8 protein-coding genes are annotated in these 8,264 nt (G+C 57.4%); 3 read left to right on the top strand and 5 right to left on the bottom strand.

All coding sequences use genetic code 11. The annotated features are described in order from the left end of the window. Positions 1-149: 149 nt before the first annotated feature. Entirely contained in the window at positions 150-1,829 is a 1,680-nt protein-coding gene (gene ettA, locus V7665_RS12395; protein WP_335664845.1) for an energy-dependent translational throttle protein EttA, read from the bottom strand. 187 nt (positions 1,830-2,016) lie between these two features. Between ettA and V7665_RS12390 the strand changes: the two genes are divergently transcribed. Continuing rightward, positions 2,017-3,393: a M28 family peptidase gene (locus tag V7665_RS12390; protein WP_335664844.1), complete on the top strand. Its 1,377-nt coding sequence runs from the start codon at positions 2,017-2,019 to the stop codon at positions 3,391-3,393. After that, on the top strand, positions 3,390-3,638 hold the full coding sequence (locus tag V7665_RS12385) for a hypothetical protein (protein WP_335664843.1): 249 nt from the start codon (positions 3,390-3,392) through the stop codon (positions 3,636-3,638). Before V7665_RS12390 ends, V7665_RS12385 begins: the two co-directional genes overlap by 4 nt. 35 nt (positions 3,639-3,673) lie before the next feature. On the opposite strand, the gene V7665_RS12380 is transcribed toward V7665_RS12385, so the two are convergent. The 4 genes from V7665_RS12380 to V7665_RS12365 form a co-directional block, all read right to left on the bottom strand. Further along, positions 3,674-5,077 carry a sensor histidine kinase gene (locus V7665_RS12380; protein WP_335664842.1) on the bottom strand — a complete coding sequence of 468 codons (1,404 nt, stop codon included), beginning with the start codon at positions 5,075-5,077 and terminating at the stop codon, positions 3,674-3,676. Beyond that, positions 5,074-5,793: a response regulator gene (locus V7665_RS12375; protein WP_335664841.1), complete on the bottom strand. Its 720-nt coding sequence runs from the start codon at positions 5,791-5,793 to the stop codon at positions 5,074-5,076. Before V7665_RS12375 ends, V7665_RS12380 begins: the two co-directional genes overlap by 4 nt. A gap of 107 nt (positions 5,794-5,900) precedes the next feature. After that, entirely contained in the window at positions 5,901-6,536 is a 636-nt protein-coding gene (locus tag V7665_RS12370) for a hypothetical protein (protein ID WP_335664840.1), read from the bottom strand. A gap of 212 nt (positions 6,537-6,748) precedes the next feature. Further along, positions 6,749-7,435: a hypothetical protein gene (locus V7665_RS12365; protein ID WP_335664839.1), complete on the bottom strand. Its 687-nt coding sequence runs from the start codon at positions 7,433-7,435 to the stop codon at positions 6,749-6,751. A gap of 412 nt (positions 7,436-7,847) precedes the next feature. Here V7665_RS12365 and V7665_RS12360 point away from each other — a divergent pair. After that, positions 7,848-8,264 (top strand): oxidoreductase (locus V7665_RS12360; protein ID WP_442955227.1); only part of this gene is annotated, 417 nt, incomplete at its 3' end.

The following is an 8,264-nucleotide window of genomic DNA, read 5'->3' as shown; positions in this document are numbered from 1 at the left end:
GGTGGGATCACTCATATTCTCAAGATAGTGAGCCCCAACGCTGATAAAAGGGAAAGCAGCGGTTAATTGAGAGATACTGACAATCGGACAAACACACGGCGGGAAATGGCCTGAAATATTGCATTCGCAACCCATTCCCCGTGAAAAACCTACCTAGTCAGCTTCTTATAAGCCACCCGCGTAGGCCGATCTGCCGCATCACCCAACCGGCGCCGCTTGTCTTCTTCATAGCTTTCGAAGTTTCCTTCAAACCATTCCACATGACTGTCGCCTTCAAACGCCAGGATATGTGTCGCCAAGCGATCGAGGAAGAAGCGGTCATGCGAGATGACCACGGCGCAGCCAGCGAAGCTTTCCAGCGCGTCTTCGAGGGCGCGCAGGGTTTCGACGTCGAGATCGTTGGTTGGCTCATCGAGCAGCAGCACGTTGCCGCCTTCTTTCAGCATCTTGGCGAGATGGACGCGGTTGCGTTCACCGCCGGAGAGCTGGCCGACCTTCTTCTGCTGGTCGACGCCCTTGAAGTTGAACGCGCCGACATAGGCGCGGGTCTGGACTTCATTTTTTCCGAAGGTGAAATAATCATGGCCGCCGGAAATTTCTTCCCAGATATTTTTCGACGCATCGAGCGTATCGCGGCTTTGATCGACATAGCCGAGCTTCACCGTTTCGCCGAGTTCGAGCGTTCCGCTATCGGGAGTTTCCTGACCGGTGATGATCCGGAACAGGGTGGTTTTACCGGCGCCGTTGGGGCCGATAATGCCGACAATACCGCCCGGTGGCAGCGAGAAGTCGAGATTTTCGAATAGCAATTTGTCGCCATAAGCCTTGGTCAGACCCTTGGCCTCGATCACCTTCGAGCCGAGCCGGTCCGGTGTCTGGATCAGGATCTGCGCCTTGCCGATCACGCGATTTTCCTGCGAAGCAACCAGATCGTCAAACGACTTGATACGCGCCTTGGACTTGGTCTGCCGCGCCTTCGGGCTTTGCCGCATCCATTGCAGCTCGTTGTCGATCGCCTTCTGGCGGCTCTTGTCTTCGCGGTCTTCCTGCGCGAGGCGCTTCGACTTGTTCTCCAGCCAGCTGGAATAATTGCCTTCAAAGGGATAGCCCTTGCCGCGATCCAGTTCGAGCACCCAGTTCACCACATTGTCGAGGAAATAGCGGTCATGGGTGACGAGAATGACATTGCCGGCATAGTCGATCAGATGCTTTTCGAGCCAGGCGACACTTTCGGCATCGAGATGGTTGGTTGGCTCGTCGAGCATCAGGATTTCCGGCTTGTCGAGCAGCAGGCGGCAAAGCGCGACACGGCGCTTCTCACCACCGGACAGATCAGTCACCGGACTGTCACCGGGAGGGCAGCGCAACGCTTCCATCGCGATTTCCAGCTGGTTGTCGAGAGTCCAGCCATCGACCGCGTCGATTTTTTCCTGCAGCTCGCCCATTTCTTCCATCAGCGCATCAAAATCCGCATCTTCCGGCGGGTCACCCATGATGTTGGAAATTTCGTTGAAGCGACCGACCAGATCCGCGACTTCACGGACGCCGTCCATGACATTTTCCTTGACCGTCTTGCTGTCGTCGAGCTGCGGCTCCTGCGCCAGATAGCCGACGCGAATGCCCTCGCCTGCCCAGGCCTCGCCCTGATATTCGGCATCCTGACCAGCCATGATCTTCATCAGCGTCGACTTACCGGCGCCGTTTTTACCGATGATGGCAATTTTCGTGCCCGGTAGAAATTGAAGATGGATATTGTCGAGCACCGGCTTCGGGGCACCGGGGAAGGTCTTGGTCAGACCCTTCATGACATAGCTATATTGGACGGCCATTGGATTCGCTTTCGATGTTGCTCGTCATTCCAGCAAAAGCTGAAATCTCAGGCGGCTTAACGCTCGGTTTGAGGAGATCCCGGCTTTCGCCGGGATGACGGGTTAATTGCTGGGCTTATGTAGCTATTCTGCCCGCCAGTCGCAAGAGACCATTGGCAAAGCGCAAAAGCCGGGTTAGTCAGCATTCATGAGAAAAAAATCGATCCTGCTCGCTGGCGCAACCGCGCTGTTCCTGTCCACCCCCGCTCTCGCCGACAATCATGATCCGTTGGCGCTGCAGGCCAAGGCGCTGAACGACACTGTCGCTTATAATATTGTCGAGGGCCTGACCACCGAGATCGGCGCCCGTCAGGCGGGTACCGAGGCGGAAGCACGGGCCCGGGATTGGGCTGTCGCCAAGCTGAACGCGCTGGGGTTCAGCAATGTCCGCAGCGAGCCTTATATGATGCCGACCTGGATAAGGGGCAAGGAAACGGCGGCTGTGATGAGCCCGTTTCCGCAGAAGCTGGCGATCACCGCGCTCGGCAATAGCGGCAGCACCGGCGACAAGGGACTGAGTGCCGAGGTGGTCTATTTTCCCACTCTGGCTGATCTGGTTGCGGCACCGGAAGGCAGCCTGTCCGGCAAGATCGCCTTTGTCAGTCACGCGATGAAGCCAACCCAGGACGGGTCAAGCTATGGTGCCTTCGGACCGGCGCGTTTTGTCGGTCCCAATATCGCCGCCAAGAAAGGCGCAGCGGCGATCATCATCCGCTCGGCCGGGACCGACTATCATCGCAATCCGCACACCGGTAACACCAATTTTGAAAAAGGCGTGACGCCTATACCGGCGGGCGCGCTGTCTATTCCCGATGCGGAGAATCTGGAAAGAATGTTCGCACGCGGCAAGCCGGTGAAGCTCAATCTGCTACTGACCCCGCAGAATATTGGACAGCAGCCCTCGGGCAATGTGATTGCCGAACTGCCGGGCAGCGATCCGTCGCTCGGCATGATCGTGATCGCCTGTCATCTCGACAGTTGGGACCTGGGCACGGGCGCGATTGACGATGCCGCTGGCTGCGCAATCATCACTGCGGCGGCCAAGCAGGTCATGGCGGCAGGTCAGGCCAAGCGCACGATCCGGCTGCTCTGGGCTGGCGCCGAGGAAGTGGGCCTCTGGGGCGGCAATGCCTATGGTGAAGCGCATAAAGGCGACAATCACGCGCTGGCGATGGAATCGGATTTCGGCGCGGACCGGGTCTGGCGGTTAGAATTCAACCTGCCCGAAGGCGCTTCCGCTCTGGCAGACCAGGTCACAACGGCCCTGCAGCCGCTCGGTATCGGGCGCGGACAACAGAAAGCCAGTGGCGGCGCGGATGTTCAGGCGATCATCAAAAATAATAATCTAGCGGTCATCGATCTGCAGCAGGATGGCACCCGCTATTTTGATCTGCACCACACGCCGGATGATACGCTGGACAAGATCGATCCGGAACAATTGCGGCAGAATGTCGCGGCCTGGACCACGGTGCTGTCGATCGTCGCCAACAGCGACGCGGATTTGACCATGGCGCCAGCAGAATGAGAGTTCCTACCCTGATCCTGCCGGCCGCGCTGATCCTTGCGGCCTGCTCGGAAACCCCGGTTGAGGAAAAGGGAGACGAGGCGATCGCTGAGCATGAGATCCAGATCGAGCAAGACGCGCAATCTCTGGAAGAAGCCGCCGACAAGGCGGTCAAGGCGCTGGAAGAGGATATTGATGCCGAACTGGCTTCTGATGGCATCGCCGAACCGGCGGCAAAGCCGCAACCGGAAGCAACCGAAAACTAGCCGCCAGGCCGGTCGCTGGTCGGCAAAACCCTCACTCAACCGACCGGCAAGATAAGCGTGGCCCGCAAGCCGCCATGTTCCCGGTTTTTCAGGATGATATCACCGCCATGGTCCCGGGCGATGGCGCGGGCCAATGTCAGCCCCAGTCCGGATCCGCCGGTGGCGCGATTGCGCGATGCGTCTCCCCGCAAAAACGGCTCGAACATCGACTCTATTCTTGCCTCGGGGATGCCCGGTCCATCGTCATCCACATATATCAGCAGTTTCATACCGGACTTTTCCACAGATATATCCGCAGCCTTGCCATAGAGGATCGCATTGCCAATCAGATTGCGCAGCGCCCTGCGGATCAGCGTTTCGCGGACGGCGGCAATCTGCTTTTCGCCGCGTTGGTAGCGGACCTGGTGACCCAGATCGGTGAATTCATCGACGACGGTTTCGATCAGCGAGCGGATGTCGACCGGGTCCGATTGTTCGGTTGAACGACCAAGCCGGGCGAGCGACAGGATATCGTCGAGCATATGATCCATATCTTCGATGCCGGCGATCATCCGTTCGCGCTCGACCTCGTCCTCGACATTTTCCATGCGCACCCGCAGCGCCGCCAGCGGCGTGCGCAGATCATGACCAATGGCCCCCAGCATCACATCCTTTTCATCGATCATCCGGGTGACGCGACCACTCATGTCATTGAACGCCCGGATCAATTCCCGGGTGTCGGGTGGGCCCTGCTCTGCCAGATCCTCTGTTTCACCCGGTTGAAAAGATTGCGCCCTTGCGGTGAGCGATTTCAACGGTCGCGAGATATAGCGGCCAAGCAGAATCAGCGGGATCAGCATCAGCAGATAGATGGTGATGGTCTGGAACAGCAGCGTCCGGACCAACAAGGGGGTGCGCTCGCGAACGACGGAGGCGATGCTGACCCACTGGCCATCCGCCTGTTGTGCAGAAATGATCACGAAACCGCTGCTTTCGGTTGGTGCTTGCCTGGCCCCCATCGAACGGTTGATCGGACTGTTGCGCCTTTCGTCCCGACTGGAACCGATCAGATGGCCGGTCATGCCGGGCGTCAGTTTCCGGAGAGTCGTCGCCCGAATATCGGTAAATCCGATACCCATATTGGCGAAGGCCTGACCGGCGCGCGCTTCCAGCTCCGGCAAGCGGCGCATGTCGTCGGTGACCGCGCTTTCGCCACCATATTTCAGCTGGCCCCAGCGCCGGGCGCGCATGGCACCGCCGCGCCGGCCCGGACGATCATTGGCTTGTCGCTCCAGACCATAAGCGATGCGGGATACCGCAGATGTCGACGCTTCGACCAGATTCTGGTTCTGGGCGCCGCGATAGAGCAGGAAGCTGTTGATGCCCTGCGCCAGCAACAGCATCAGCGCCACGACCAGCAGCAGCTGTCCGACCAGACTTTTGGGCCACAGGCGCTTCACAGGGATTTCACCTCGCCGGCGAGCACATAGCCGCCGCCCCATACGGTCTTGATGATTTCGGGATTTTTGGGATCGGATTCAATCTTGCGGCGCAGCCGGCTGATCTGGTTGTCAACGGCGCGATCGAACGCATGGGCTTCGCGGCCCTGGGTAATGTCGAGCAATTGATCGCGGTTGAGTATTTTTCCGGCGCGCGAGACCAGCGCCAGCAGCATCTGATATTCGCCGGTGGACAGCGAGATATTGACGCCGTCGGCATCGATCAGGCTGCGCTTGTCGCATTGCAGGGTCCAGCCGGAAAACTGATAGGCGCCTCCGGAGGAGCCAAGTTGCTTTACCCCGCCCTTTTCGGCGCGGCGCAAGACAACCTTGATCCGCGCAACCAGTTCGCGCGGGCTGAACGGCTTGGTGATATAGTCGTCCGCGCCCAGTTCGAGTCCGATGATCCGCTCGGTTTCTTCGGTCTTGGCGCTGATCAAGATGACCGGAATATCGGTCTTGTCGGTGACAAAGCGGCACAGGCTGAGGCCATCTTCGCCGGGCATCATGATGTCGAGCAAAATTATGTCAAAGTCATAAGCGTTGAGCAGCGATCGGGCGACGCTGGCATCGCTGGCCTGCTGGACCTTATAGCCCTGTTTGATCAGATAGTCCGCCAGCGGCTCGCGCAGCGAGGCTTCGTCGTCGACCAGCAATATGTGGACTTTGTTCGTCATCCGATTGTCCTATCACAGGATCGATAAAAAGGAACGGACCGCCAGCCAATTTGGGGGAGAGGGGGAGATGGCTGACGATCCGTTCGCAAAAAAGAGTGGTTCAGGGATTAACCGCCTCTTTTATTCCATTCGCCGCGCTGGGCCTTGTGCGCAGCCTGACGCTCTTCCTTGGTTAGCTTGCCGTCCTTATTGGCATCGGCCTTTTCAAAGCGGGCGAGCGCTGCAGCGGTAAATTCGGCCTTGCTGATCTTCTGATCACCATTGGTATCGGCCTGACGCATCATCGCCATACCATGGCCACCGCCATGTCCGCGCATGCCTTTATCGCCGCGCATGCCTTCGCCGCGCATCGATTTGCCGCCGCGCTTGCCGTGCATTGCCTGAGCCTCTTCCTGGCTCAACGTGCCATTGCCGTCCTTGTCGGCGCGGGCAAAGCGATTGGCCTTATGGGCGGCACGAGCGGCTTCGATTTCAGCCGGCGAGAGTTCACCGTCGCCATTGGTATCTTTTTTGGCGAAGCGTTCGGCCTGTTTGGCAGCGCGATCTTCTTTGGATAGCTGGCCATCGCCATTCACATCCATTTTGGCAAAGCGTGTGTTCAGTGACGCAGTCAGTTCGGCGCGGCTAATCGCACCATCACCATCGGTATCGGCCCGCATGCCACGGTCGCCGGGAGCGGCGATGGCGATACCGCCAACCATCAACAATGCTGTTGCGCTCGAGATCAAAATTGCTTTTTTCATGTCTAATTTCCTTGTGTACCATTCGAGGGAGACGGTCTGTTCGCTCCGTCATGAATGTTGTTCTAATAGCCAGTTGTCGCTGAACTTTGTCAGAACAGAAGAAAATTGTCGCAAATTGTATCACTTGGCGGGAACGGTTCATTTTCGCGACAGTTTGCCGCCGGCGGGCGCGTTACATCAACCTCTCGCCGGCCAGATGGCCTCGACTCAGATCATGCCTGCATGATCGTGTAGCGGGCAGCGCCGGGCAGCTTGCACATGGTTTTGGACACTCTCAGCTCCTCGCCATCAACGATCACGATATCGGCGAGAACCATGCACGGCGTGCCATCGGGCAATGCGTTTTTTGAGGAAATCGTCGAGCTTCCAGAAACATTCTCGCGAACCGTGCTTTGCCATTCGACGGCTTTGCCGATTTCACCACTCTCGGTGGCTTGCTGAGTCGCTTCTGCCGCTTGTTCCTGTTCTTCGGGATAGAGTCTGCACGAAACCGCCTGCGACAGATTATTGGCACTATCGACCAGAAAGTCACCCACCAACGGGATTTTCCTGGTGACGCTGGCCATCCGGTCAGCCATGCCAAACAGACCTTTGCGTTTCTTCCTCACTTCGTTTTCATCCGGCCGCCCCTGCCCGTTGCCGCATAAAGTATCAAAAGAATTGGCACCGGCCTGTTCGGTAGCCCCGCTATTCTCATCTGTCGTGATGATTGCCGTGTCCTGAGCATCGGAAACCGCCTTTTGCTCTTCAGCTGCCACGGGCTCTTCGCTTTTCTCGTCCTTGGATTTGCTGCCAAAAAGACTGCCAAATTGCGCTGACGCTGGCATCGGCGTGAGCAGGATGCCCATGCCAGTTGCCAAAATCATCAACTTGAAACGCTTCAAAAACTCAAGACGCATAATATTCCTTACTCCCTGTCTGTCGGAACCTTAGGCTTGTAGGCCGATGAAGCAAAGGGATTGGGGGCACAGAATGTGCTGCGCACAGATTTTACAAATCTACTTTCTGGGGAAAATGCTGATTTATTGGCTGCTCGCACTGTCGATATCCGGCGCATTGGCGGGTTTGGAGCACGGGAAGAATATCCGCTCTTGCTGCGATTTGGTTCAAGGGCGATCTGCTGATTCTGGATGAGGATCGGCCTTGACGTTCTAGATTCAACAGCAGCGTTGGCCAGCGGATGCGGCTTCCAAAGCCAGGCATATCATGCTGGACGTTGATAGCTCTTGCCCAAAGCAGACACTAGCTTTGTGCAGAGTTTAGCATATTGGATAATGGGATCACAAAAAAAATGCCGCTAGAAGGACAATCATGAAATATCCCAAATTGCTTGAACCGCTCAACCTTGGTTTCACCACCATTAAAAACCGCTCCATCATGGGATCCATGCACACCGGGCTGGAAGAAATGGATGGCGGCTTTGAACGCATGGCGGCCTATTTTGCAGAGCGGGCGGCGAATAATATTGGCATGATCATCACCGGCGGGATTGCGCCCAATGAGGAAGCCTCAATGGGCGGCGCGATCATGTCCAGTGATGAGGAAGCGGCAAAGCATCGGCTGGTTACCGACGCCGTTCATGGCGCTGCTGCTGACGTGAAAATATGCATGCAGATATTGCACCCTGGTCCGCTTGCCAATAATCCCAAAATGGTCGCGCCCTCCGCCGTACGGTCCCGGATTGCCAAACATGTTCCCAATGAACTCGACACGGCCGGCATTCACAAG

The organism is Parasphingorhabdus sp. (genome assembly GCF_036964675.1).
GTDB lineage: Bacteria > Pseudomonadota > Alphaproteobacteria > Sphingomonadales > Sphingomonadaceae > Parasphingorhabdus.
This window is presented reverse-complemented; position numbering and strand designations above follow the sequence as displayed.